22 protein-coding genes and 1 pseudogene are annotated in these 22,821 nt (G+C 70.8%); 4 read left to right on the top strand and 19 right to left on the bottom strand.

Features of this window, described 5'->3' with window-relative positions; translation table 11 throughout:
- Positions 1-491 precede the first annotated feature (491 nt).
- Both ACIQM3_RS17870 and ACIQM3_RS17865 read right to left on the bottom strand, forming a co-directional pair.
- Positions 492-1,139 carry a nitroreductase family protein gene (locus ACIQM3_RS17870; RefSeq protein ID WP_401624877.1) on the bottom strand — a complete coding sequence of 216 codons (648 nt, stop codon included), beginning with the start codon at positions 1,137-1,139 and terminating at the stop codon, positions 492-494.
- Between the two features lie 43 nt (positions 1,140-1,182).
- Positions 1,183-2,550 (bottom strand): MFS transporter, encoded by a 1,368-nt coding sequence (locus tag ACIQM3_RS17865; protein ID WP_401624874.1) that lies wholly within the window; start codon positions 2,548-2,550, stop codon positions 1,183-1,185.
- A gap of 135 nt (positions 2,551-2,685) precedes the next feature.
- Here ACIQM3_RS17865 and ACIQM3_RS17860 point away from each other — a divergent pair, with 135 nt between their 5' ends.
- Positions 2,686-3,150: a MarR family winged helix-turn-helix transcriptional regulator gene (locus ACIQM3_RS17860; protein ID WP_401624872.1), complete on the top strand. Its 465-nt coding sequence runs from the start codon at positions 2,686-2,688 to the stop codon at positions 3,148-3,150.
- A 170-nt stretch (positions 3,151-3,320) separates the two neighbouring features.
- On the top strand, positions 3,321-3,590 hold the full coding sequence (locus ACIQM3_RS17855; protein ID WP_401626508.1) for a hypothetical protein: 270 nt from the start codon (positions 3,321-3,323) through the stop codon (positions 3,588-3,590).
- Positions 3,591-3,657: 67 nt separating this feature from the next.
- Here ACIQM3_RS17855 and ACIQM3_RS17850 read toward each other — a convergent pair.
- From ACIQM3_RS17850 to npdG, 15 genes and pseudogenes are all read right to left on the bottom strand, one after another.
- Positions 3,658-3,888, bottom strand: a pseudogene (locus tag ACIQM3_RS17850) (integrase); the annotation flags it as partial.
- Entirely contained in the window at positions 3,843-4,355 is a 513-nt protein-coding gene (locus ACIQM3_RS17845; protein WP_401624869.1) for a site-specific integrase, read from the bottom strand. The pseudogene ACIQM3_RS17850 and the gene ACIQM3_RS17845, both read right to left, overlap by 46 nt.
- A gap of 20 nt (positions 4,356-4,375) precedes the next feature.
- The gene (locus ACIQM3_RS17840) at positions 4,376-4,870 is read right to left on the bottom strand and encodes a hypothetical protein (RefSeq protein WP_401624867.1); all 495 of its coding nucleotides are present in this window, start codon (positions 4,868-4,870) and stop codon (positions 4,376-4,378) included.
- A 147-nt stretch (positions 4,871-5,017) separates the two neighbouring features.
- Entirely contained in the window at positions 5,018-6,163 is a 1,146-nt protein-coding gene (locus tag ACIQM3_RS17835; protein ID WP_401624864.1) for a thiolase family protein, read from the bottom strand.
- A gap of 53 nt (positions 6,164-6,216) precedes the next feature.
- Positions 6,217-7,773: an acyl-CoA synthetase gene (locus ACIQM3_RS17830; RefSeq protein ID WP_401624862.1), complete on the bottom strand. Its 1,557-nt coding sequence runs from the start codon at positions 7,771-7,773 to the stop codon at positions 6,217-6,219.
- A 75-nt stretch (positions 7,774-7,848) separates the two neighbouring features.
- On the bottom strand, positions 7,849-9,006 hold the full coding sequence (locus tag ACIQM3_RS17825) for an acyl-CoA dehydrogenase family protein (protein WP_401624860.1): 1,158 nt from the start codon (positions 9,004-9,006) through the stop codon (positions 7,849-7,851).
- A 22-nt stretch (positions 9,007-9,028) separates the two neighbouring features.
- Positions 9,029-9,835, bottom strand: a complete 807-nt coding sequence (locus ACIQM3_RS17820) for an enoyl-CoA hydratase/isomerase family protein (protein WP_401518012.1) — start codon at positions 9,833-9,835, stop codon at positions 9,029-9,031.
- Positions 9,832-11,037 (bottom strand): acyl-CoA dehydrogenase family protein, encoded by a 1,206-nt coding sequence (locus tag ACIQM3_RS17815; RefSeq protein WP_401518015.1) that lies wholly within the window; start codon positions 11,035-11,037, stop codon positions 9,832-9,834. The genes ACIQM3_RS17820 and ACIQM3_RS17815 overlap by 4 nt, the downstream gene beginning before the upstream one ends.
- Before the next feature lie 169 nt (positions 11,038-11,206).
- Positions 11,207-12,379, bottom strand: coding sequence for a thiolase family protein (locus tag ACIQM3_RS17810; RefSeq protein WP_401624858.1), 1,173 nt, complete (start codon positions 12,377-12,379; stop codon positions 11,207-11,209).
- The gene (locus ACIQM3_RS17805; RefSeq protein WP_401624856.1) at positions 12,372-13,526 is read right to left on the bottom strand and encodes an acyl-CoA dehydrogenase family protein; all 1,155 of its coding nucleotides are present in this window, start codon (positions 13,524-13,526) and stop codon (positions 12,372-12,374) included. The genes ACIQM3_RS17810 and ACIQM3_RS17805 overlap by 8 nt, the downstream gene beginning before the upstream one ends.
- 33 nt (positions 13,527-13,559) lie before the next feature.
- Positions 13,560-14,690, bottom strand: a complete 1,131-nt coding sequence (locus ACIQM3_RS17800; RefSeq protein WP_401624854.1) for an acyl-CoA dehydrogenase family protein — start codon at positions 14,688-14,690, stop codon at positions 13,560-13,562.
- An 83-nt stretch (positions 14,691-14,773) separates the two neighbouring features.
- Positions 14,774-15,544: an SDR family NAD(P)-dependent oxidoreductase gene (locus tag ACIQM3_RS17795; RefSeq protein ID WP_401624852.1), complete on the bottom strand. Its 771-nt coding sequence runs from the start codon at positions 15,542-15,544 to the stop codon at positions 14,774-14,776.
- Between the two features lie 119 nt (positions 15,545-15,663).
- Positions 15,664-16,428 carry a crotonase/enoyl-CoA hydratase family protein gene (locus ACIQM3_RS17790; protein WP_401624850.1) on the bottom strand — a complete coding sequence of 255 codons (765 nt, stop codon included), beginning with the start codon at positions 16,426-16,428 and terminating at the stop codon, positions 15,664-15,666.
- A gap of 45 nt (positions 16,429-16,473) precedes the next feature.
- On the bottom strand, positions 16,474-17,238 hold the full coding sequence (locus tag ACIQM3_RS17785; RefSeq protein ID WP_401518027.1) for an SDR family NAD(P)-dependent oxidoreductase: 765 nt from the start codon (positions 17,236-17,238) through the stop codon (positions 16,474-16,476).
- 76 nt (positions 17,239-17,314) lie between these two features.
- Positions 17,315-18,031 carry an NADPH-dependent F420 reductase gene (gene npdG, locus ACIQM3_RS17780; protein ID WP_401624848.1) on the bottom strand — a complete coding sequence of 239 codons (717 nt, stop codon included), beginning with the start codon at positions 18,029-18,031 and terminating at the stop codon, positions 17,315-17,317.
- A gap of 86 nt (positions 18,032-18,117) precedes the next feature.
- Between npdG and ACIQM3_RS17775 the strand changes: the two genes are divergently transcribed.
- Entirely contained in the window at positions 18,118-18,945 is an 828-nt protein-coding gene (locus tag ACIQM3_RS17775; protein WP_401624846.1) for a FadR/GntR family transcriptional regulator, read from the top strand.
- Between the two features lie 115 nt (positions 18,946-19,060).
- Here the strand turns inward: ACIQM3_RS17775 and ACIQM3_RS17770 are convergent, their stop codons facing one another.
- Positions 19,061-20,218: an acyl-CoA dehydrogenase family protein gene (locus ACIQM3_RS17770; protein WP_401624844.1), complete on the bottom strand. Its 1,158-nt coding sequence runs from the start codon at positions 20,216-20,218 to the stop codon at positions 19,061-19,063.
- Between the two features lie 81 nt (positions 20,219-20,299).
- Positions 20,300-21,565: a MaoC family dehydratase N-terminal domain-containing protein gene (locus ACIQM3_RS17765; protein ID WP_401624842.1), complete on the bottom strand. Its 1,266-nt coding sequence runs from the start codon at positions 21,563-21,565 to the stop codon at positions 20,300-20,302.
- An 85-nt stretch (positions 21,566-21,650) separates the two neighbouring features.
- Between ACIQM3_RS17765 and ACIQM3_RS17760 the strand changes: the two genes are divergently transcribed.
- Positions 21,651-22,661 (top strand): LLM class flavin-dependent oxidoreductase, encoded by a 1,011-nt coding sequence (locus ACIQM3_RS17760; RefSeq protein WP_401624840.1) that lies wholly within the window; start codon positions 21,651-21,653, stop codon positions 22,659-22,661.
- The last annotated feature ends 160 nt before the right edge of the window (positions 22,662-22,821 follow it).

Genomic DNA, 22,821 nt, shown 5'->3' with positions numbered 1-22,821 from the left:
GGGCCCGGAGACAACGCATGAGCCTCACGCATGGCCACTCCCCGGCAGCACCCGCCCCTGCGGCCGCGCGGCACGCAGCAGCCCGTCCCCGCTGCTGGAGGCGACCAGCCGGCCGGCCGAGAAGACATGTATCCGGGTGTGCATACGGCCACAGCCGGTGTGGGAGTTGTCCGCACGCATCAGGACCCAGTCGTCAAGGACGTGGTTTATGTATAGCTCGGTGGTTCGTCATCGGCTCTGATCTGGTGCTTTGCGTGGCGGACATGTCTGGGACGGGCTTCGCCCCGGCCCCGGAGTCCTAGCTCAGACACCAGCCGCGCAACGTGACGAGCGGGTGGTTTCTACGTCGTGTGGCGGTCCCGCTTCTGCTCCGGACGCCTTGTGACTGCTCCCCGCCGCCTGGTGGACGGCGGAGAGCGAACTGGGAGCAGGGCCTGACGTTCCGCGGGCGACGGCCGTGCTGACGCAGGCGATGGGAGCTCAGTTCTCCATTACCACTGCTCCCAATGCAGGACCTGCTCCCGAGGAATCCGGCGGGCCGGCTTGAAGTCGGTACCGATGGTGAAAGCCAACGGGATGAAGGCGGTGAGCATCACCTCGTCATAGGGCACTCCGAGCGCGTCGGCGAGTTCCTTTTCCAGCGGGCCCTGTGCCGTAGTCCACACGGTGCCCAACCCGCGGGCGCGCGCGGCGAGCATGAAGCTCCACACGGCCGGGAGGATAGACCCCCAGGTCATGGACTGGTCGAGCACGGAGGCGCCTTCCGTACGGCCTTCGATGGCCGGAACGACGAAGGCGGGCACACGGTGGATGTTGTGGTGCAGGTGCCGCAGGCCGTCCGAGATCCGTACCATGGAGCCGGGCTGGGCGAACATGCGCGGCAGGTCCCGCTCGGTCGGAGGCTGCCCACCTCCGGTGGTCAGCGCGCGGCGGAAGATGTCCCCGACGAGGCGGCGCCGGTCGGGGTCGGTGACGACGATGAAGTGCCAGCGCTGCCGGTTGCGCCCCGTCGGTGCCTGTGTGGCCAGGTCGACGCACTCTTCGATCAGGGACCGTGGGACCGGGCGGTCCAGGTCGAGGCGCTTGCGCACCGCGCGGGTGGTGGACAGCAGTTGGTCGGGGGTCAGGTCCAGGGTCACGGGGAGCCTCCTCGGCGTCGGGTGATGTTGTTGCGGGCGAGGCTCAGGCACGGGCCTGGGTCTTGTGGCTGACGCGGGTGCGCAGGCCGATGGACGCGATGGTGGCGCCGAGCAGCGAGAAGCAGCCGGCCACAAGGAAAGCGAGCCGGTAACCGTCGAGGCCGGGCCCGCCCGTGGCCATGAGCGAGGCCAGCAGAGCCACGCCGATTCCGGCTCCGATCTGTATGGACGACGTGATCAGGCCGGAGGCCAGGCCCTGCTGCTCGTCGGGCAGCCCGCCGACCGCGGCGATGTTGAGGCTGGGGAAGGACAGGCCGTTGCCCACGCCGTGCACCAACAGCGCCGGCAGCAGCACCGCGATGTAATCGGCGGTGGCGCCGGCCCGGAGGAACAGCAGGATTCCGGCGGCCTGGATCAGCATTCCGACCGCAGCCGTGCGGCCCAGCCCCCACCGGCTGATCAGTCTTCCGGCCAGGTTGGCGGTCACAACGATGGCCAGCCCCATGGGGACGATGCCCAAGCCGGTTGCCAGAGCCCCGTAGTCCTGGACCTCCTGGACCTGCTGGAGGTACAGGACGGCAGCGAACTGCCAGCCGATGGTGGCGCAGGCCCAGGCAAGTGCGGCAAGGTTGGCGGTGACCAGACTGCGCGAACTAAAGACACGCAGTGGGACCAGCGGGAGCTGCTGCCGACGCTCAATCAGCACGAAGGCGACCAGAAGCAGGACGGCCGCCGCTCCCGCCGGCCAGGTGGTCTCGGTGAGTGCGTACACGAGCAGCAGTACTCCCGCGGTGATCGTGACCGCGCCGGCTCCGTCGAAGCCCCTGGCCGTACTGTGTGAGCGCTCCACTCTCGGCAGCGCCAACGGCGCGAGGACGAGGACCAGCAGGGCGATCGGCACCGGGAAGAAGAACACCAGTCGCCAACTGACCTCGGTCAGCAGCCCGGAGGCGATAAGTCCGCCGCTGTATCCGGTAGCGCCAGCCAGGGCGTAGACGCCGAGCGCTCGGTTGCGCCGGGCGCCTTCGGTGAACGTCGTGGTGATGAGTGACAGGGCCGCCGGGGCGGTGAGCGCCGCGGCCAGCCCCTTGACCACTCGCGTGACGACCAGCGCCCATCCATCCGAAAGCAGCCCGCCAACCAGGCTGGCGGCCGCGAAGACGGCCAAGGAGAGCAGGAACATGCGGCGACGGCCGAACAGGTCCGCCATGCGACCTCCCAGCAGCAGGAAGCCGCCGTAGGCGACCGCATATCCCGACACCAGCCACTGCAGCATTCCCCCCGACAGTGACAGATCCCGCCCGATCGCGGGCAGGGCGACCCCCATCAGTGACAGGTCCATCGAGTCCAGGAACACCGCAGCGCAGAGCAGTACAAGAGCCACTCGCTTGCGGCTATCGGGCTTGTCCACGCCAGACCTCCATCAGAGCACCAATGATTGGTTAACAGATGGTTGGCGAGCATACGATTTCAATGGTTGGCGGTCAAACAATCTGCGTTCAGATGGTTGCTGGTAGGGTGGCGACAGCCAGGAGGGAGACACCACATGCCGTCCACGACCACGGACCACGCGAGCACCGCCTACTTCCCCCGGCTCGCCGCAGAGCGTTTGGACATCGCCCTGTGCCGGGCCTCAGCCGCGGTTGCCCGGGCTGCGGATGCCAGGGCCGGCGCGCTCGGGATCGGCGTCGGCCAGCATCTGGTGCTGAAGATGCTCGCCGAGGTCGGCCCCTGCTCGCAGCGCGTCCTGAGCGACGAACTGCGCATCGACCGCACCGTGATGGTCGGCATCTGCGACGGCCTTGAACAGGCAGGCCACATACGCCGCGAACGAGACCTCGCAGACCGCCGCGCGTACGCAGTTACCATCACCGACTCCGGCCGGCAACTCCTCGCCCAGGCTGAAGACGCCGTGCCCGAGTTCCTTGACGGAACCTTCCAAGCCCTCAGCCCTACGGAGCGCAGACAGCTCTCCAGCATCCTCGGCAAACTGCTGCAACCTCGGCCGTGACCCGCCGCCCGGGCCTCCAGGGAGCTCTAACGCTCTGCCCTTGAGGCCCGCTCGTGGAGTCGGCAAACGACGACACTGGCACGAGTGATCATGAACCCGCAGGTGGGCGGTGTGGACAACTCGCGCTGGGAATCAACGGCGGTGATCGGTCCGGCCGATAGATTCCGACCATGCTCTACGACGCCCGCGAGAAGGCTGCCGGCCGTCGCGTTTCTCGATTACTCCTTGCCGCGAAGCTGAGCCGAGCCGTGACTCTGGACACCACGCTGGAGCGCCAGGCGACGCGCTTCGATCGGTCAAGGCAACGGCCGTTCGCTGCGCAACTTTCGGATCTCGCCGTATGCCGTCTCCAGGCGTCCGGCGAGGTTGCTGTTCTCCGCTCGCAGCTGCATGATGCGCGCGAGCGCGATCTCCAGACGTCGTTGGACGGACGCGACTGACGCGGGCTGTGAGCCGGCCCGCCCAGCTGTGCCGCAGCACATGCGGCGTGAAGTGCTTGATCCCAGTCCGCTTGCGCAGCCGGGACGCCAAGTCCTCGATCGCACTGCGGGTCATCGGCGCTCCCACCGACGGCCGGAACAGGTTCACGAACACGTAGTCGCAGTCCAGCGTCCCGTACTCGCTCTCCATGTAGTCGGCGTAGGCGTCGAAGACCACGGGTCGGGCCGGGACCGTACGAGGCTTCAGCCCCTTTACCCGGGCGGCGTTGACGTTGCTCTCCCGGGGAACGACACGCACCTCCCGATACGGATCGGACTGTAGGCATCCAGCCCCGGTCCGTGGCGCCGGGCGTGCGCCAGCATCGGCACGTACCGCCCCATCGGCCGCGGCCCGGTCAGCTCCCCCAGCAAGGCTGGCACGGTTTCGTCCCGGCGGGCATGGAACCGGTAGAGCCCGGCAAGCGCGGCCCCCTTACGTACGAGCGTGGTGTTGCCGACCGCGGGCGGCGCGCCCGGCAGCTGGTACACGCCGGGCTGACGGGCCGGGCGCGACCGCTGCAGCCAGGCGAAGAACTCAGCGACGTCTTCTAGGCCCAGGTGCCGGTAGTCGACGTCGCGTTGGCTGGTCCACTCGAAGAAGTCCCGCAGGTCGTGCGCGTATGCCTCCACGGTGTACGGCGAACGTCCCGTCACGGTCAGATTGCCCAGATACACATCGGCCGCCTCGACGGGCAGCCCGCCGGCGTCGATGACGGTGTACGACACCCGATCCGAGTCCGGGACCCTCACCCGCTGCACTCGCACAGCTCTCCGCCCTGCGTCGACGACACGACCGGGCCGGGTGTCCGCGACGGACACCCGGCGCTGGCCACTTCAACGACGTAGACGTCGAAGACGGCACGCGACGAGCTGTTCATGACGAACGGCTCGTGGAAGGTGATGGTCTGGGACAGTACGACGGCCTGCCCGGCGCCGCCCCTTCGCTCCGGTTCGACAGCCGGGTAGGGACGCGTCCCGACCGGGACGATCAGTCCCTCCAGGGCGAAGGCAAGCAGCGCGCGGGACAGCGCGGGGTCGCCGGCCGCGTCCTTGCAGCGTGCCCAGACGTCCACCGCGGCGGGCCGGCCGGCCGCCCCCGACCAGGCGGCGTCACCGCCCGCCACCTTGGTCTCCCAGGGCATCAGCCCGTAGTTGAACGGCTCGCAGGCGCCGGGGCCCGGCAGACCGGCCGGCACCTCGGCGGAGTGCGGGAGGAAGTCCGGTTCCGCCCGGGTGAGCATGACCAGCGCACGGCAGTGCGCGCTCCTGCTGCGCGTACGACACCTCCACGGTGGTCAGCATCCGGCCCGACGTGCCGCGTGGCAGTGCCGCCTCCCCGGCAGGAGGGGGCGGCACCGTCACGCGTCGCGCTCGTAGGGGTCCGGTCGTCAGAGAAGCTCGAGAATGGTGGCGTTGGCCATGCCGCCGCCCTCGCACATGGTCTGCAGGCCGTAGCGGATCCCGCTGTCCCGCATGTGGTGGACGAGGGTGGTCATGAGCCGGGCGCCGGAGCCGCCGAGCGGGTGGCCGAGTGCGATGGCTCCACCGTTGGGGTTGAGGGCCGCCTCGTCCGCCCCGATGTCCTTCAGCCATGCCAGCGGGACGGGCGCGAAGGCCTCGTTCACCTCGTAGGCGCCGATCTGGTCGGGGTTGAGGCCGCTTCGCTTGAGCGCCTTGACGGTCGCCGGGATCGGCGCGGTCAGCATGATCACCGGGTCGTCAGCGGCGACGACGGCGGTGTGGACCCTGGCGATCGGGGTGAGGCCGAGCTCGCGCGCCTTCTCCGAGGTCGTCATCAGCAGCGCGGCGCTGCCGTCGCTGATCTGTGAGCTGTTGCCCGCGTGGATCACGCCGTCCGGCTTGAACGCCGGCTTGAGGTTCGCCAGGGACTCCAGGGTGCCGCCGCGGCGGATGCCCTCGTCCGTGTCCACGACGGTGCCGTCGGGCAGGGTGACCGGGGTGATCTGCCCGGTGAAGCGGCCCGCGTCGACGGCGGCCGCGGCCTTGGCGTGCGAGCCGAGGGCGAACTCGTCGAGCTGGGAGCGGGACAGGCCCCAGCGTTCGGCGATCATCTCGGCGCCCACGCCCTGGTTGGCGGAGGCGATGCCGTACCGCTTGAGGAAACCCGGGCCCATTCCGTCGGCATCCCCGACCGAGGTGCCCATCGGGATCCGCGACATGGATTCGACCCCACCGGCGACGGCCACGTCGTACTGCCCGCTGATCAGTCCGGCGGCGGCGAAGTGGACGGACTGCTGGGAGGAGCCGCACTGGCGGTCGATCGAGGTGGCGGGCACCGAGTCGGGCCAGCCCGCCGAGAGCACGGCGTTACGGCCGATGTTGAGGGCCTGCTCACGGACCTGTGCGACGCAGCCCCAGATCACGTCGTCGACCTGGGCCGGGTCGATGCCCGAGCGCTCGGCCAGGGCCTGGAGCACATACGCCGAGAGGTCCACGGGGTGCACGGAGGACAGGCCGCCGTTACGTCGGCCGACCGGGGTCCTGACCGCCTCGACAATCACAGCATCGCGCATGGGAATCCTCAATCCGTAGGGAGCGTCGGGATAAACATTTCTAACTAGGTTAGCTATTTAGTGGGGGAGGCACCAGTGCCGTCGGCAGCTCCGGACCCTGGGCCGGGGGCCAGCAGCCGGCGCAGCAGCTTGCCGGTCGGGGTACGTGGCAGCTCGGCGGAGAACTCCACCGCCCGAGGGCACTTGAAGTGCGCCAGACGTTCGCGGCAGTGGGCGATCAGCCGCGCCTCGAGGCCGGGGCCGGCGGCGCTGGGATCGGCCGGCTGCACCACGGCGCGCACCCGCTGCCCCATCTCCGGATCAGGGGCCCCGACCACAGCGGCGTCGGCGACCTCGGGGTGCAGCACCAGGGCGTTCTCGATCTCCTGGGGGTAGATGTTCACGCCGCCGCTGATGATGAGGTCGGTCCGGCGGTCGACCAGGTACAGGTAGCCTTCCGCGTCCAGACGGCCCAGGTCCCCCAGCGTCGTGCGTCCGTGGACGTCATGCGCCCGCGCCGTCTTTTCGGGGTCGTTGTGGTAGCGGAAGTCGGGGCCGCCCTCGAACCACACGGTCCCCGTCTCCCCGGGCGGGAGCTCCTCGCCTTCGTCGTCGAGGACGACCGCCCGGCCGTGCGCGGCTCTGCCGACCGATCCCTGGTGCTCCAGCCACTGCGCGGAGTCGATGAGGAAGAAGCAGTTGCCCTCGCTGCCCGAGTAGTACTCCTGCACGATCGGACCGAGCCAGTCGATGATCCGCTGCTTGATCTCCACCGGGCACGGGGCGGCCGCGTGGATGACGGCACGCAGGCTGCTGGTGTCGTACGCCTGCCGCCGACGCGGCTCCATCTTCAGCATCCGTACGAACATGGCGGGCACGAACTGGGCATGGGTGACCTCGAATCGTTCGATCGTCCGCAGGGTCTCCTCGGGATCGAAATGGTCCATCAGGACGACCGTGCCACCGCCCCGGATGGTGCCGAGTGTCCAGCCGGTGGGAGCCGCGTGGTACAGCGGTGCCGGGGACAGGTACACGCTGTCCGGCGAGAAGCCGAACATCAGCGGCAGATTGTGGTCGATGCGCAGTCCGCTGCCGAAGGGCTCCCCGGTCAGCTCGGGCAGGATGCCCTTCGGCTGCCCGGTGGTGCCCGAGGAGTAGAACATGTAGTAACCCTCGAGCTCGCCCTGCGGTGGCTCGGCCGGGAAGGAGGCACACGCGGCCTCCAACTCCTCGAACCCGTCGAGCCGGCCGCCGTCGGCCAGTCTGATCTCGAGGTCCGGCACCTGGGCGGAGACCGCCGACGCGAGCTCCGCCAGGCCCGCGGAGACGATCAGGGCCCGGGCCCCGCAGTCACGCACGATGTACGCGGCCTCGTCCGGGGTGAGGTGACGGTTGACCGGCGTCCAGTACAGGCCGGCCCGCTGGCAGCCGAACGCCGCGGTGACATAGCCCGGGGTGTTCTCCATCAGCAGCGCGGTGTGATCGCCGGGCTTCAGACCACGGGCGGTGAGCAGCCGCGAGAGGCGCACCGATGCCTCGTCCAGCTGCCTGTAGGTCACGACTTCTCCGGTGGCCGCCGTGATCACCGCGGCCTTGTCGGGGTGCCGGTGCGCGAGCTCGGTCAGGTGCACGGTTCCTCCTGCGCTGCGGGCGGTGTGACGAGCGGGCCGGGCGGCGGGTCCAGGAGCCCGTCACCCGGCCCTTTCTCAGACGCCGGCGGCGGGCTCCGGCCCGCGTACGGCCGCCAGCAGGCCGGCGGCAGCCCGCTCCCGCAGCCGGTCGGGTACGGCCACCAGGGATTCGGCGGCCTTGGCCCGGCGCAGATAGCGGTGGGCCGGGTGTTCCCAGGTGAAGCCCATGCCGCCGTGCACCTGCACGCAGCCCTGGGTCACGGTGACGGCGGCCTCCAGGGCTTGGGCGGCGGCCAGGCAGACGGTGGCGTCGGTGCCCTCGCCCGGGTCCTGGAGCTCTTCGGCGGCGGCCGCCACCAGGGCACGGGCGGACTCGACCGCCACCAGCATGTCGGCGCAGCGGTGCGAGACGGCCTGGAAGGACCCGATGGCGCGGCCGAACTGCTGCCGGGTGCGGGCGTGGTCGACGGCCAGGTCCATGGCCTCGGCGGCGACGCCGACCGCGTCGGCGGCCAGCATCAGCAGGGCGGCGTGCTCGGCGGCGCGCAGCACGGCGGCGAAGTCACCGGGTCCGGCCAGCAGTCCGGCCGGGCACCGGGCGAAGGCGACCGAGCCGAGCGGGCGGGTCGGATCGAGGCACTCCACCGGCGTCACCTCGCAGCCCTCCGCTCCCCCATCACCGGCGTCCACGGCGAACAGCGCGGGGCCGGCAGGGGTTTCGGCGGCCACGAGGAGCAGACGCGCCACGGGGGCGTCCGCGACGACGGGTACGCGGCCGTCCAGCAGCCAACCGTCGCCGTCGGACACGGCGTTCACCCCTTCGGCGACGGTCCAGCCGTCCGCGGTGCGTCCTGCCGCGACGGTGGCGGGCACCGCACCGAGCGCCACGGTACGCAGCCGGGTCCCGGCCGCGTCGCTGCCCGCCGCCGCGGCCGCGGCGAGCGCCGCCTGGGCCGCGAAGAGGGAGACCGTGGGAACCGGGGCCAGGCGACGGCCCAATTCCTCCTGGGCGGCCGCCGCGAGCGTGTGGCCGGCGCCCTCCCCGCCGTACTCCTCGGGCACGGCCAGCCCGGGCACACCCATCGTGACCAGCTCGCGCCACAGGCCCTGGTCCCAGTACTCCGGCCCGTCCGCCAGTGCCGCGACCGTCTCCGCACCGCTGCGCTGCCGCAGCAGTCCGCCGAGCGCGTCGCGCAGTTCCTTCTCTATCTCCGCGGTCGTCACCGCAGCCACCTCCGCTTCCTCCGGCCGGTCATCAGCGCACCTCGTACGACGTACGGCCCTTGAGGGACGCGCGGTCGACCTGGGCTGTGCCGATCGGGTTGCCGATCTGTGTGTAGGCCAGGCCGGTCGCGAGGGCCTGGGACCGTCCGGTGTCGAGCGATTCCCAGATCGCCTTGACGCTGCCCTGGATCGCGGCGGGCGGCTTGGCCGCGATCTTCGCCGCGAGTTCGTGGGCGCGGCCGCGCAGCCCGTCGCGGGTGACGACCTCGCTGACGAAGCCGATCTCACGGGCCCTCTCGGCGGACATCCGCTCGTCGTTGCCGAGCAGCACCATCCGCAGCACCTCGCCGATCGGGATGCGGTGCGCGAGCCCGATGGGTTCCAGAGCGGCGACCATGCCGTAGGTGGTGTGCGGGTCGAAGAACGTGGCGTCGTCGGAGGCGATGATGATGTCGGCCTCGTTGAGCCAGTACAGGGCGCCGCCCGCGGCCATGCCGTGTACCGCGCACACCAGCGGTTTCCAGCAGCGGTTGAGCTTGGGCGAGAGGCTGGCACCGGGGTCGGACTCGGCGAAGGGGTTGGCGGAGCGGTCGATTCCGTCGACCACGTCCACCCCTGTGCAGAAGGCGCGCTCACCTTCGGCCCGCAGGACGATCGCGTGTACGTCCTCCTCGTCGGAGGCGTATCGCCACAGGGAGGCGAAGTCGTCCAGGGTCGCCTGGTTGAAGGCGTTCAGCCGCTCGGGACGGTTGAGGGTGACGGTGAGGACGTGGTCCTCACCGAGCTCCGCCAGGATCGTCGAGAACTGCGGCGGTTCGTTCTTGCTCGCCATGGTCATCCCTGTTCCTTTCCGCTGCCGGAAACGCCACGGTGGGAGGGCAGGCCCAGGACTTTCTCGGCGATGGTGTTCCGCTGGATCTCCGCGGTGCCCGCCCCGATTGTCGAGGACCTGCTCATCAGATAACCGTAGGTCCACCGGCCGCGTTCGACGGCCATCGGGTCGCGGGCCCCGAGGACGGCGTCGGGGCCGATGACGCGCAGCGCCACCTCGTGGAGGTACTGGTCGAACTCCGAGCGCACCAGGCGGTTGACGGAAGCCGCCGGGCCCGGGTCTCGTCCGGAGAGCACGGCGTCCAGGGCACGTCGGCTGTTGGACGCCAGGACGCGGACGTTCGCCTCGATCCGGGCGAGCTGCTGACGCACCAGCGGGTCCTCGGCGGCGCCGGTGTCCAGCGCGAGGGTGAACAGCTCGTCCACGATGCGGCGGTAGCGGAACTCGTCGGCGAGGAAGGCGGTCGCCCGCTCGTGGCCGAGGCTGGTCCGGGCGATGTGCCAGCCGCCGTTCTCCTCCCCCACGAGGTTGTCCACGGGCACGCGCACACCGTCGAGGAAGACCTCGGCGAAGTGGGTGCCGCCGGCGATGTCGCGCAGCGGGCGGACGGTCACCCCCGGGGAGTCCATCGGGATCAGGAGATAGCTGATCCCGGCGCCACCGGGCCCGGCGGGTCCGGTGCGCACCAGGGCGAACATCCAGTCGGCCTGGTGCGCCTGGCTGGTCCACAGCTTCTGACCGTTGACGACGTAGCTGTCGCCGTCGCGTTCGGCGCGGGTGGACAGGGAGGTCAGGTCGCTGCCGGCACCGGGTTCGGAAAAGCCCTGGCACCAGAACTCGTCGGCGCGCAGCAGCGGGCGCAGGAAACGCTTCTTCTGCTCGGGCGTGCCGTGCTTGATCAGGGTGGGGGCGACGATGAAGGACAGCCCGCACGGGTGCTTCGGGGCACGTGCGCGGGTCATCTCCTGGTGGTAGGCGATCTGGTCGGCCAGGTCCAGCTCCATGCCGCCCGCGTCCACGGGCCACCCGGGGGCGGCCAGGTGCGCCTCCTCCAGTTCCGCGTGGAAGGTCCGGGCCCAGGCCAGCCGCTCCTTCTTGTCGCGGGGCGGTTTGCCCGCGTGGGCCTCCAGGAACTCCCGCAGCCGGGTCATCCAGTGCCGTTCATCGGGCACGGGCCCACCGGCGTCCACGACCGTGGCGCTGGGCATCAGATCCTCCTCCTGGGCCGCGTTCGACCCGCTCTCGCGACCATACATCGTTAACTAGGTTCTATCTATGGCCTGTATAACGTCCGTCCGGAAGAAACACTTCGGCCCCCTGCCGTGGCTCTCGGCGCACCGGAGTCACGGCCGGGGGCCGGCCGACAGCGCGTGCGGCTCAGACCTCGACGACCACCGCGCTCGCCTGGCCCCCGCCCGCGCACATCGCGGCGACACCGATGCCGCCGCCGCGGCGGCGCAGATCGTGCACCAGGGTGGTCAGCATCCGGGCGCCGCTCGCCGCGATCGGGTGACCGAGGCTGCAGCCGCTGCCGTGGATGTTGACGATCTCCTCGCTGACGCCGAGTTCGCGGGTGGCGGCCACCGCCACCGACGCGAAGGCCTCGTTGATCTCGAACAGGTCCACCGCACCGACGTCGAGGCCCGACCGGCGCAGCGCCTTGCTGACGGCGCCCGCGGGGGCGAGCCCGGTACGCTCCGGATCGACGCCCACCGAGGCCCAGCCGCGGACGGTGGCCAGCGGTGTCAGGCCTTCGCGCGACGCCAGCGTGTCACTCGTCAGCGCCAGTACGGAGGCGGCGTCGTTGATGCCGCTGGAGTTCCCCGCGGTGATGGTGAAGCCGTCGATCTCCGGGTGGAGCGGCTTGAGGCCGGCCAGCTTCTCGGCGGTCGAGCCCCGGCGCGGATGCTCGTCGACCTCGAAGGTGGTGTACGCCCCGTCCGCCAGGAGCGCCTTGACCGGCACGATCTCGTCGGTGAACAGGCCTTCGTCGATCGCGGCCAGCGCCCGCAGGTGGGAGCGCAGCGCCCAGGCGTCCATCTCCTGGCGGGAGATCCCGGCGATACGGGCGGCGTTCCAGCCGACGGCGACCGACATGTCGTTGTTGGGCGCTGTCGGGGTGGACGGGTGGGCCGGGGAGTCCCAGGGGTCCTCCCACTCCCCCGTGGCAGGGTCGACGCGACGCATCACCGGTGCCGTCGAGGTGGACTGCACCCCGCCGGCGAGCACGGCGTCCTCCATGCCCGCGCGGATGCCTGCCGCGGCCATCGAGACGGTCGACAGGCCGGAGGCGCAGTGCCGGTTGACGGCTGCCCCGGGCACCGAGGTGAGACCGGCGATGACCGCGACGTTACGGGCGATGTCTCCGCCCCCGTAGCGGGATTCGCCCAGAATCAGGTCGTCGTACGCCTCACCGGGCAGCCCGGAACGGCGTACCGCCTCGGTGACGGCGGCCTCGGCGAGGTCGAAGGCACTGGTGCGGGCCAGTGTTCCCTTGAACGAGGTGCCGATCGCCGTACGGCAGGCGGCGACCACGACGGCTTCAGGCATGGACGGACTCCTTCGGTGAGGTGGGGGTGGGGGCCAGCCCGATCTCGGCGGCCACCCGCTCCAGATGCCAGGAAGTGCTGCCGAGCAGCAGCGCGGAGGACTTGGCCCGGCGCAGGTACAGATGCGCGTCGTGTTCCCAGGTGAAGCCGATGCCGCCGTGGATCTGCACGGTCTCGCCGGCGGCGTGGACATAGGCGTCCGAGCAGTGGGCCCGGGCGGTGGACGCCGCCAGGCCGCGTTCGGCGCCGGCGTCGTCCTGGCCCCACAGGCCGGCCGCGTACTCCACCGCGGCCTTCGCCGCCTGGACCTCCAGCAGCATGTCGGCGCACTTGTGCTTGATGGCCTGGAACGCGCCGATGGGCCTGCCGAACTGCTCGCGGGTCTTGGCGTATTCCACCGAGAGCTCCAGACAGCGTTCGGCTCCCCCGGTCTGCTCGGCCGCCAGGGCCACGGCCGCGAGGTCCAGGGCCTCTTCCAAGGCGGGGCCCGCCGCGCCCTCGGTGCCGATGAGACGCGCGAACACCCCGTCCAGCGCGATCCGGGCCAGCTTGCGGGTGGGGTCCAGTGCCGGGAGTTCCTCACGGAGCATGCCGTCGGCCGCGCCGTCCACCGCGAAGAGGGACAGTCCTGCCTCCGTACGGGCGGCGACCAGGACCAGCGCGGCGGTGTGCCCGTCGATGACCAGGGTCTTCTCCCCGTACAGCCGGTGAAGGTCGCCGTCGCGGCGGGCGGACGCCCTGACCCGGGCCAGGTCCCGGACGTCGTGGTTGCCCTCGGCCACGGCGACGGTGGCGATCATCGAGCCGTCGGCGATCCCGGGCAGGAGCTCCGCACAGGCCCGGGCATCTCCGCTCCGGAGCAGGACCGCAGCGGCGAGTACGGCACTGGAGAGGTACGGCCCGCACATCAGGGCGCGGCCCATCTCCTCCATGACGACGGCCAGTTCGGCGACGCCCGCCCCGGCGCCGCCGTACTCCTCGGGCACGATGAGCCCCGTCAGTCCGAGTTCACCGGCCAGCCGTTGCCAGACGGCCCGGTCGTATCCTGCCCCGGTCTCCATGACGCGCCGCACTTCCGGGCTCGGCGACGCCGTCTCCAGGAAGCGGCGCACGGAGCGGCGCAGCTCCCGGTGCTCATCGACGGTCACGACTGCCGTCCTCCTCATCTGCCGTCCGGTGGTTCATTTCTTCGGCAGGCCGAGGACTCGCTCGGCCAGGATGTTCTTCATCACCTCGGTGGTCCCCGCGGCGATGGTCGACGCCCGCACGCGCAGGTAGCGCTGCGCCTCGGCACCGTCCCCGTTCCGTCCTCCGGCGAGACCGGAGGGGCCTGCGGCGTCCAGCAGGGTCTCGCCGAGTCGCTGGGTGGTCAGACTCCACCCGAGCTTGATCACGGACTGCTCCGGCCCGGGCTCGCGGCCCTCGCCGAGTGAGCGCAGCACCCTGCTGCCCATCAGACCGACGGTGCGCGCCTCCACATAGCGCCGGGCGAGCTCCCGGCGCAGCACGGGGTCGGACACTCCGTCCGGGAACTCCGCCACCGCGTCGCGCACATTCCTCTCCAGGGAGGCGGCGAGCTCGACGACGCCGGCCCGCTCGTGCCCCAGAGTGGTCATGGTGACCCGCCAGCCCTCGTGAACGGGGCCGAGGAGGGCGGACGCGGGCACCCTCACATCGGTGAAGAAGAGCTCGGCGAAGCCGTGCTCACCGGTCATCTGCCGTAGCGGGCGCCGCTCGATTCCGGGGGTCCCGAGCGGCACCAGCAGTACGGAGATGCCCTTGTGCGCGGGCGCGTCGGGTTCGGTCCGAACCAGGACCATGCAGTGGGTGGCCCGGGTGCCGTCGGAGGTCCAGACCTTCTGCCCGTTGATGACGAAGGTGTCGCCGTCACGTACGGCGCGTGTGCGCAGTGAGGCCAGGTCGCTGCCCGCGCCGGGCTCGCTGAAGCCCTGGCACCAGATCTCCTCGGTGGCCAGGATGCGGGGCAGCGAGGCGCGCTGCTCCACGGTGCCGAAGGCCGAGATGGTGGGGCCGACGTTCTTGATGCCGAAGACCCCGGCGATGTCGGGGGCGCCGGCCCGGGCGAGTTCGGCGTCGCACTCCAGCCGGTCCACGACACCCAGGCCGCGTCCGCCGTCGGCGACGGGCCAGTGCGGGGCGGCCCAGCCGCCCTCGTGGAGGGCGCGCTGCCAGGCGAGCCGGGCCTCGAAGGACGTACGGTCGGGCCACTCCCGGTGCAGCGCGGGAGCGATCCTCTCCAGATACGAGCGGAGCTCCCCGGCGGCCCCCTGTGCGGTGGATCCGGTGGACATGGTTCGCCCTCCCGAGGGCTGTGTCGCGGAGTGCTGGGGCTGATCGGGCCCGCCCCCAGGAGGGCGAGCCGACAGTCGGGCGGCTACTTGGGGGCGAAGCGCTGGGCCCCGTCGATGCGGATGACCTCGCCGTTCAGGTAGTCGTTCTCCGCGATGTGCTGGACCAGGGCCCCGTACTCCGCGGGACGGCCCATGCGCCGCGGGAAGGGGACCTTGTCGCCCCAGGCCTGCTGCGCCTGCTCCTCGGGGATGCCGAAGGCCGGGGTGAAGAAGGTCCCCGGAGCGATGGTCATGACCCGGATTCCGAGGGGCGACAGGTCACGTGCGGCGACCAGGCCGAGGCCGACGACGCCGCCCTTGGCCGCGGAGTAGTCGGACTGCCCAATCTGCCCCTCGAAGGCGGCGATACTCGCGGTGTTGACGATCACTCCGCGCGCGCCGGACTCGTTCGGCTCGTTCCTGGCCATGAACGAGGCCGCGAGCCGCAGCACGTTGAACGTGCCGGTGAGGTAGATGTCCACTGTGCGCCGGAAGAGGTCGAGGGCGTAGGGGTTGCCCTCGCGGTCGAGCACCCTGGACTTGGCGACCGGCCCGCCGTGGGCGCTGACGGCGACTCGCAGCGGGCCGAGAGTCGCCGCGGCGTCCAGGGCGGCCAGCACGCTGTCCTCGTCGGTGACGTCGGTGCGGACGAACACGGCACTCTCGCCCAGCTCCTTGGCCAGCTTCTCGCCGCGGTCCTCGGCGAGGTCGGCGATCACCACCTTGGCGCCGGCCTCGGCGAGACGGCGTACGGTCGCCTCGCCGAGGCCACCGGCTCCGCCCGTCACCAGGGCCACTCCACCACTGAGCTCCATTGCTCCTCCTTGCAGTCTGTCTATCGCTGTACGGTCGTTCACCGCCTCACGGGCGGGGAGATGTGACCCGGATCAGGACTCGACGGGCGGTGATCAACGCCTGCGGCCACCGCGGCGGTTCACTCGCCGCGCCACACCGGGGGGCGCTTCTCGGCGAACGCGAGGGCTCCTTCGCGCGCGTCGGCCGAGGTGAAGACGGGCGCCATGATCGCCGCCTGCTTCTCGAAGGCGACATCGGAGGTCCAGTCGGCCGAACGGACGATGATCTCCTTGGTCGCCGCCACCGCCAGCGGCCCGTTGGCCGCGATACGGGCGGCCAGTTCACGCGCTCCGGCCAGGGCGCCCCCGGGCTCGGTGAGCCGGTTGACCAGCCCGAAGCGGTGCGCGTCGGCGGCGTCCAGGAAGTCGCCGGTGAGCGCGAGTTCCATCGCGATGGCGTACGGGATGCGCTTGGGCAGCCGCATCAGGCCGCCCGCGCCGGCGACCAGGCCGCGCTTGGTCTCGGGGATGCCGAACTTGGCGTTGTCCGCGGCCACCACCAGATCGCAGGCGAGCACGACCTCGCAACCACCGGCCAGGGCGTACCCCTCGACGGCCGCGATGACGGGCTTGCGCGGCGGGCGGTTGGTGATGCCGGCGAGCCCCCGGTCCTCCAGCGTGACGTTCTCTCCGGCCAGGAACGCCTTGAGGTCCATGCCCGCGCAGAAGTTGCCGCCGGCGCCGGTGATCACGGCCGCGGTCAGATCCTTGCGTGACTCGAACTCCTCGAGCGCGGCTCCGACGCCCTCGCTGACAGCCCGGTTGACAGCGTTGCGCGCCTGGGGCCGGTTGATGGTGATGACGGTGACGCCGTCCGCGTGCTCGACGAGCACTTCGTCGGACATGTGCTGCCTCCTTGGCTGGGTGCCGGTCTGCGGTGGCGAGAGCTGTCAGCGCGGTGCCATGCGGATGGCGCCGTCCAGACGGAGCGTCTCGCCGTTGACGTAGCCGTTCTCGATGAGGAACTGCGCGGTCTGCCCGTACTCGTCGGCGGTGCCGAAACGCTTGGGGTTGGGGATGGCCGACGCCAGCGACTCCCGTACGTCGTCCCGCAGCCGGTTGAACAGCGGAGTGTCCATCAGGCCGGGAGCGATGGTGTTGACGCGGATGTTCCGGCCGGCCAGGTCGCGGGCGGCGACGATGGTCATGCCGACCACGCCTCCCTTGGAGGCGCTGTAGGCGATCTGACCGATCTGGCCCTCGTACGCCGCGACCGAGGCGGTCATGATGATCACTCCACGTTCGCCCTCCACGGGCTCGGTGGCCGCCATGGCGGCACCGCCCAGGCGCAGGGCGTTGTAGGAGCCGATCAGGTTGACCTTGATGACCTTCTCGAAGCCTGCGAGCTCTCCGGGGTTGCCCTCCTTGTCCACGACGCGAAGGGCGTGGCCGAGTCCCGCACAGTGGACCAGGGCACGCAGCGGACCGGCCTCCGCGGCGGTGTCGAGCGCGGCCTGGAACTGCTGCTCGTCGGTCACGTCCGCGGGGGCGAACCGTACGTGGCCACCCAGCTCGGCGGCGATCTTCTCCCCGTCCGAGGCGGGCAGGTCGGCGATCACGACATGAGCGCCGGCCTTGGCCAGACGCTTCACCGTACCGAGGCCGAGGCCGGAGGCGCCGCCGGTGACGACGGCGGAAATGCCCTCGATGCGCATGGAGTCTCCTGCTGTGAGTGTTGGGCAAGCGCGTCCACCATACATGGATCAACTTACCTAGTAAACTATGTGAGAGCTATTGATGGGGCTGCTGCATCCCTCCCGCCACATCCTCGGGAAACCCGGTGACACGGATGCCGGCGTGCGTCTTGTAACGACGGTTGAGTGCGATGAGATTGGCGGTCAGGGCCTCGACCTGGCCGGCATTGCGCAGCCTGCCCCCGTAGACCCCCCGGACGCCCGGGATGGCGGAGGCCAGCGCCTGGACCTCGGCAGTGGCCCCTCGGTCGTCGCCCAGCACCAGCACGTCACTGTCGATGGTCCCGACAGCCGGGTCGGTGAGCAGCACGGCCGACAGGTGATGGAAAGCGGCCGTGACCGTGGAGTCCGGGAGAAGCTCCCGAGCCTGCTCGGCGGCGCTCCCCTCCGCCACCGAAAGGGAGAACGGGCCCTTCCCGTCGAAGCCCATGGGGTTCACACAGTCCACGACGACCTTGCCCGCCAGCTGCTCACGCAACGAGAGCAGCAGTTCACGATGCCCCTCGAAGGGGACGACGACCAGCACGACGTCGGACCGGCGGGCACAGTCCTCGTTCGAGCCACCCGACACCGGGGCGCCGGCCTGGGCGGAGAGCTCCTCCGCGGCAGCCTCGGCCTTGTCGGCCTTGCGGGAGCCGATCACCACCGTCATGCCCGCGGCGGCGAACCGATAGGCGAGACCCCGGCCCTGAGGGCCGGTTCCGCCGAGAATGCCGATCGTCCGGTTCGCAGGCACGTCGCTGTCAGCAGTCATATGAACCTCCATGCACAAGACGTAGTAGACTTAGTTATCTATCACGTGACCGAAGTGAGCACCAGCTCACGAAGAGAGGTGGCCCCATGACGCATGCGGATGTCCGTGGGTCCGGGAGCGCCTGGCGAGCCGGAGGGGCTCGTCGGAGTGGTGGCGCCGAGGCCACCGGTGTCGTCCGGCCGCCGAAGACCGGCGAACTCGTGGCCCGACGCCTGCGCCGGATGATCGTCGAAGGTGAACTCTCGGACGGAGACTTCCTGCCGCACGAGGCAGAGCTGCTCGCGCAGTTCGGCATCTCGCGGCCCACGCTCAGGGAGGGGGTTCGCGTGCTGGAGGCCGAGGGGCTGGTCGAACTCCGCCGCGGCTCACGCACGGGCGCCCGGGTCACGGCACCGGGACCGGAGGCGGTCGCCAGGCCCGCCGGCCTGCAACTCCAACTGGGCGGCGCCACGCTCGCGGACGTCTACGTCGCCCGGGGATCCATCGAGCCGCCCGCGGCCCGGCTGCTGGCGCTCACCGGTGACGAGGAGCGGTACGACGCACTGCAGGCCGCGCTGGAGCACGAACGGGGCAGTCTCGGCGACCCCGACCGTTTCGCCGTCGGCTCGGCCCAGTTCCACCTCCGGCTGGTCGAGCTGTCGGGCAATCAGACGCTTGCCGTCATGGCCGGGATGATCCACGAGATCATCCTGCGTCAGTCCCGGCTGGCCGTCAGGGAGCGCGAGGAGAGGGCGCCCAGCATCGGCCGGGTCCACCACGGGAAGGCCCTGCGCTCGTACGAGAAGCTGGTGAGCCTGGTGCGGTCCGGCCAGGGCGAGGCCGCGGAAGACTTCTGGCGCAGGCACCTCGAGGTCGCGGACGAGCTGGTGCTCGCGGGACGCGAGGCGACCCGCGTCGTGGACATCCTCGACTGACGGCCGCGCGCGTGCCCACGGCCTGAGCCGCCGCCCCGAAGGTTCGTACGCGCTGCTCCGCGGGCCTCGTCCACGCCGTGGACGAGGCCCGCGACTGCCCTTTTTGCCGGCCCGGTCAGAGCCCCATCGACTTGGCGATGATGGTCTTCATGACTTCGTTGGTCCCGCCGTAGATCCGCGACACCCGGTTGTCCGCGTAGAGGCGGGCGATCGGGTACTCCCACATGTAGCCGTAGCCGCCGTGGAGCTGGAGGCACTTGTCGATGACCCGGCCGGCCGCCTCGGTGCAGTACAGCTTGGCCTTCGCCGCGTCCGGACCGGTCAGTTGTCCCGTCTCGTTCAGCTCCAGCGCCCGGTCCGCCATGATCTGCGCGGCCTCCACCTCCGTGGCGCACTCCGCGAGCACGAACTTGGTGTTCTGGAACGAGGCCACGGATTTGCCGAAGACCACACGGTCCCGCACATAGGCCACGGCCTGCTCCACGGCCGCCGCGGCAGCCGCGTAACCGCCGTAGGCAATGGTCAGCCGCTCCTGGGCCAGATTGTGCGTGAGGTAGGAGAAGGCCTTCCCCTCGTCGCCCAACCGGTTCTCCACCGGGACCTTGACGTCGCTGAAGGACAGCTCGGCGGTGTCGTGTGCCTTGAGCCCGATCTTCTTGAGCTTCCTGCCGACCTCGAACCCGTCGCTCGCCGACTCCACGCACAGGATCGTCAGCCCTCCGCGGCGGTCCTCCGCCGTTGCGGGAGCCGTGCGGCAGACCACCAGGACCAGGTCGGCCTGCGCGCCCCCGCTGATGAAGGTCTTGGCGCCGTTGAGGACGTAGTGCGTGCCGTCGGCGGAGAGCTCCGCCTTGGTGGCGATGCCGGCGAGGTCGGAGCCGGTCCCCGGCTCCGTCATGGCGATGGCGGTCATGATGTCGCCCGAGGCGAAGCCGGGCAGCCAGCGCTGCTTCTGCTCATCGGTCGCGTATGTCAGCAGGTAGGGGAGGATGAGGTTGGAGTGCACGGAGTGGCCGCTGAAGGACACCCCGGCCCGGCTGCACTCCTCCATCAGGACAGCGGCGAACTTGAAGCTCTTCTCACCCCCGCCCCCGTACTGCTCGGGCACCTGGATGCCCAGGATGCCCAGCTCACCCAGTCGCCGGTAGAAATCGCGCGGCGGGTGGCCCTGCTCCTCCCACTCGGCGTGGACCGGCTCGACCTCCTTGGCGATGAAGTCCCGGAGCATCGCCCGGAACGCCTCGTGGTCCTCGTTGAACACGGTGCGGAGCACGGCCCCACCCTCCTCTTTCCGTTCTGCTGTGCCTTCGTCGTGGTGCGCGGCCCGCCGGTCCCGGCCGGCCGCGCGGGTATGTCAGCCGGCGTCCGTGACCTGGTAGCGCTCCAGTTCGTGGCGGACCATGCCGTCGAGGGTCGGAGCCGGCGGCTCGGGCAGCTGAAGGCGGGGCTCGCGACGGGTCGGCAGCAGGACCGTCGCCGAACCGGGCGTCGTGACCTCGCCCCGCTGGTTCTCGCAGCGCACCTCCAGGTGGACCTCGTGCCGGCCGTCCACCTCCCGCTTCCCGACGACCTCCCCGCGCACCCAGGTGGTGTCACCGACGTAGTTGAACTTGCGGTGCTCGCACCGCAGCTTCCACAGCCAGCCGTCGTCGCCCATCCAATCGGTGAGCGCGTGCACCAGCCAGGTCTCCCGCATCGCGCCGTAGTCGTACGACGTGGGCAGGCCAAGCTCCTGGGCACGGTGCGGCTCCCAGTGCAGGCGCTGGACGGTGTCCGGCACGCCCAGCGGGTTGGCGGGGTACAGCCCCGGCACCTTCCGGCGGGTGCGGGCGGCGATTCCGAAGGCGCCGTCGGGAGTCAGCTGCATGCCCCAGCCCACGTGCCAGACCACCACATCGGTCGTGGTGAGCGGGCCCTTGACCCGCGGCTGGATCACGTCGCCGACGCGGACGTCCTCCCAGTAGCGGGGTTCGGAGCCCCGCCGCTCCTCCGCGGCGTACGCGGCCTCGATCTCCGCCAACTGCTCCGGGGTGTAGGGCTCCTGCTTCAGCTGCTCCTTGGCGCGCTTCCTCGACGTGTGCCGCTCGGCGTTGATCCAGGTGCCGCGCCGCACGGCGTGCAACTGCCCCTCACCGTTGGTGTAGAGGTAGTCGCGGGTGACGTGGGCGGTGCGGCCGCCGAAGCTGGACTTCTTCTCCTCCACACCGACCTGCGCCTCGAGGACCTCGCACCGGTCCCCCAGGGCAAGGGGGTTCCACCACTCGTACTCCATCACGGCCTGGTACGAGCCGAGGCCCGCGAAGGGGTCGCCCTTCAGCAGCGCCTTGGTCTCCGGATCGGGCTTCGGCGCCAGGTCCTCGCCCATCGTGTAGTGGAAGGTCGGCGGCGCTATCAGCCGGCCCCAGCGGGTGCCTGCCGCGTACTCGGGGTCGCAGAACAGCGGGTTGTCGTCGCCGTAGCCGTTGGCGAAGTGGCGGGACGTGTCCCGCGTGACCTCGTAGTTGTGCGGCCGCTGGTGCTGCGGATGCGGGATTCCGAGGCGCCGCCGGGACCTCTCCAGAGCGGCATCGGTGAGCACACCGAAGGACGGCTCCTGCGCACGGGGCTCTGTTGTGGTCACTGGCAACCTCTTCCTTCGCTTCTGCCGAGCAGGGATTGGGCTATATAGTAAACCAGGTTAGATGATTCGTTGGTAGGAGGAACGCATGGAGTTCGGGATGCCGTGGCCCGGGGCGGACGTCGCCCGCCAGGCCGAGGAGGCCGGTGTAAAGGCCTTCTGCAGCGGAGAGTTCGTCGACCACGAGGCGTACAGCACCCTGGCCGAGATGGTCGCGGGGACGAAGACGGCCCAGGTCGGTCCGGGGATCGCCTACGCGTTCGCGCGCACCCCGTACGCCCACGCCGCGGCGATGCGCAGCATGTGGAAGCGGGCCGAGGGCCGGCTCTTCCTGGGCCTGGGCTCGGGCGCCTACCGCATCAACCGCGACTGGTTCGGCGTCGAGGCCGACCGGCCCGTGGAACGGATGGCCGACCTGGTCGGGGCCGTACAGGCGTGGCTGCACGCGGAGAACGGCGAACGCGTCCGCTACGAGGGCGAGTTCTACCACGTGGACGCCGATGTACGTGCCCCCGTCCTGGGCCGGATCGACGTGCCGGTTCTGCTCGCCGGCTTCAACAAGAGGATGGCCGCGGCCGCCGGCCGGACCGCCGACGGTGTGATCGGTCACGGCCTGTTCACCCGCAGCTGGTGGGACGACGTCGTGCGGCCCGCGCTGGAGCGGGGAGCGGACGAGGGCGGACGCGAGAAGCCGCCCGTGGAGCACGGCTGGGTGATCACGGCCGTCAACGACGAGGACCCGGAGCGTGCGGCCGCCGACGCGCGACTGATGATCGCCTTCTATCTCACGGTCAAGACCTATGACCCCTACGTCGTCCACCACGGCTGGGAGAAGGAGGTCGACTCGATTCGCGAGGCGTTCCGCACCGGGGACATCAAGGGCATGGGCAAGGCCGTCACCGACGAGATGCTGGAGGCGATCGCGGTGTGCGGCACGACGGCTGACGCGGTCTCCGCGCTGCGCCGCCGACAGGGATCCTTCGGACGGGACGTCGCCTACCTGGCGCCGCCCTCCTTCATGGTGAGCGACCGCCGCCGGGACGCGTACGCCCGGGCGAACCTCTCCCTGATCTCGGCCGCACGGGCGGCAGGCGTCTGACCCGGCCCGGCCCCGCCCGGGGCACCACGACGCGGCGGGGGGGCCGGGGGGGGGCCGCCCCCCCCCCCCCCCCCCCGCGGGGGGGGGGGGGGGGGGCCGGGGGGGGGGCGGGGGGGGGGGGGCGCCCCCCCCAGCGCCCCAACACGGCGGGGGCGGCCGG

This window comes from Streptomyces sp. NPDC091271 (assembly GCF_044757505.1).
Classification (GTDB): Bacteria; Actinomycetota; Actinomycetes; order Streptomycetales; family Streptomycetaceae; genus Streptomyces.
Note: the sequence above shows the minus strand (reverse complement) of the source record. Positions and strands in the feature narration are given on the sequence as shown.

What these genes read in the sequence shown, in the direction of transcription:
- ACIQM3_RS17800 (WP_401624854.1), bottom strand. Translation starts at nt 14,690, where the DNA reads ATGTCCACCGGATCCACCGCACAGGGGGCCGCCGGGGAGCTCCGCTCG.
- npdG (WP_401624848.1), bottom strand. Translation starts at nt 18,031, where the DNA reads ATGACTGCTGACAGCGACGTGCCTGCGAACCGGACGATCGGCATTCTC.
- ACIQM3_RS17775 (WP_401624846.1), top strand. Translation starts at nt 18,118, where the DNA reads ATGACGCATGCGGATGTCCGTGGGTCCGGGAGCGCCTGGCGAGCCGGA.
- ACIQM3_RS17855 (WP_401626508.1), top strand. Translation starts at nt 3,321, where the DNA reads ATGCTCTACGACGCCCGCGAGAAGGCTGCCGGCCGTCGCGTTTCTCGA.
- ACIQM3_RS17785 (WP_401518027.1), bottom strand. Translation starts at nt 17,238, where the DNA reads ATGCGCATCGAGGGCATTTCCGCCGTCGTCACCGGCGGCGCCTCCGGC.
- ACIQM3_RS17820 (WP_401518012.1), bottom strand. Translation starts at nt 9,835, where the DNA reads ATGACCATGGCGAGCAAGAACGAACCGCCGCAGTTCTCGACGATCCTG.
- ACIQM3_RS17835 (WP_401624864.1), bottom strand. Translation starts at nt 6,163, where the DNA reads ATGCGCGATGCTGTGATTGTCGAGGCGGTCAGGACCCCGGTCGGCCGA.
- ACIQM3_RS17815 (WP_401518015.1), bottom strand. Translation starts at nt 11,037, where the DNA reads ATGCCCAGCGCCACGGTCGTGGACGCCGGTGGGCCCGTGCCCGATGAA.
- ACIQM3_RS17810 (WP_401624858.1), bottom strand. Translation starts at nt 12,379, where the DNA reads ATGCCTGAAGCCGTCGTGGTCGCCGCCTGCCGTACGGCGATCGGCACC.
- ACIQM3_RS17860 (WP_401624872.1), top strand. Translation starts at nt 2,686, where the DNA reads ATGCCGTCCACGACCACGGACCACGCGAGCACCGCCTACTTCCCCCGG.
- ACIQM3_RS17790 (WP_401624850.1), bottom strand. Translation starts at nt 16,428, where the DNA reads ATGTCCGACGAAGTGCTCGTCGAGCACGCGGACGGCGTCACCGTCATC.
- ACIQM3_RS17840 (WP_401624867.1), bottom strand. Translation starts at nt 4,870, where the DNA reads ATGCTCACCCGGGCGGAACCGGACTTCCTCCCGCACTCCGCCGAGGTG.
- ACIQM3_RS17795 (WP_401624852.1), bottom strand. Translation starts at nt 15,544, where the DNA reads ATGGAGCTCAGTGGTGGAGTGGCCCTGGTGACGGGCGGAGCCGGTGGC.
- ACIQM3_RS17760 (WP_401624840.1), top strand. Translation starts at nt 21,651, where the DNA reads ATGGAGTTCGGGATGCCGTGGCCCGGGGCGGACGTCGCCCGCCAGGCC.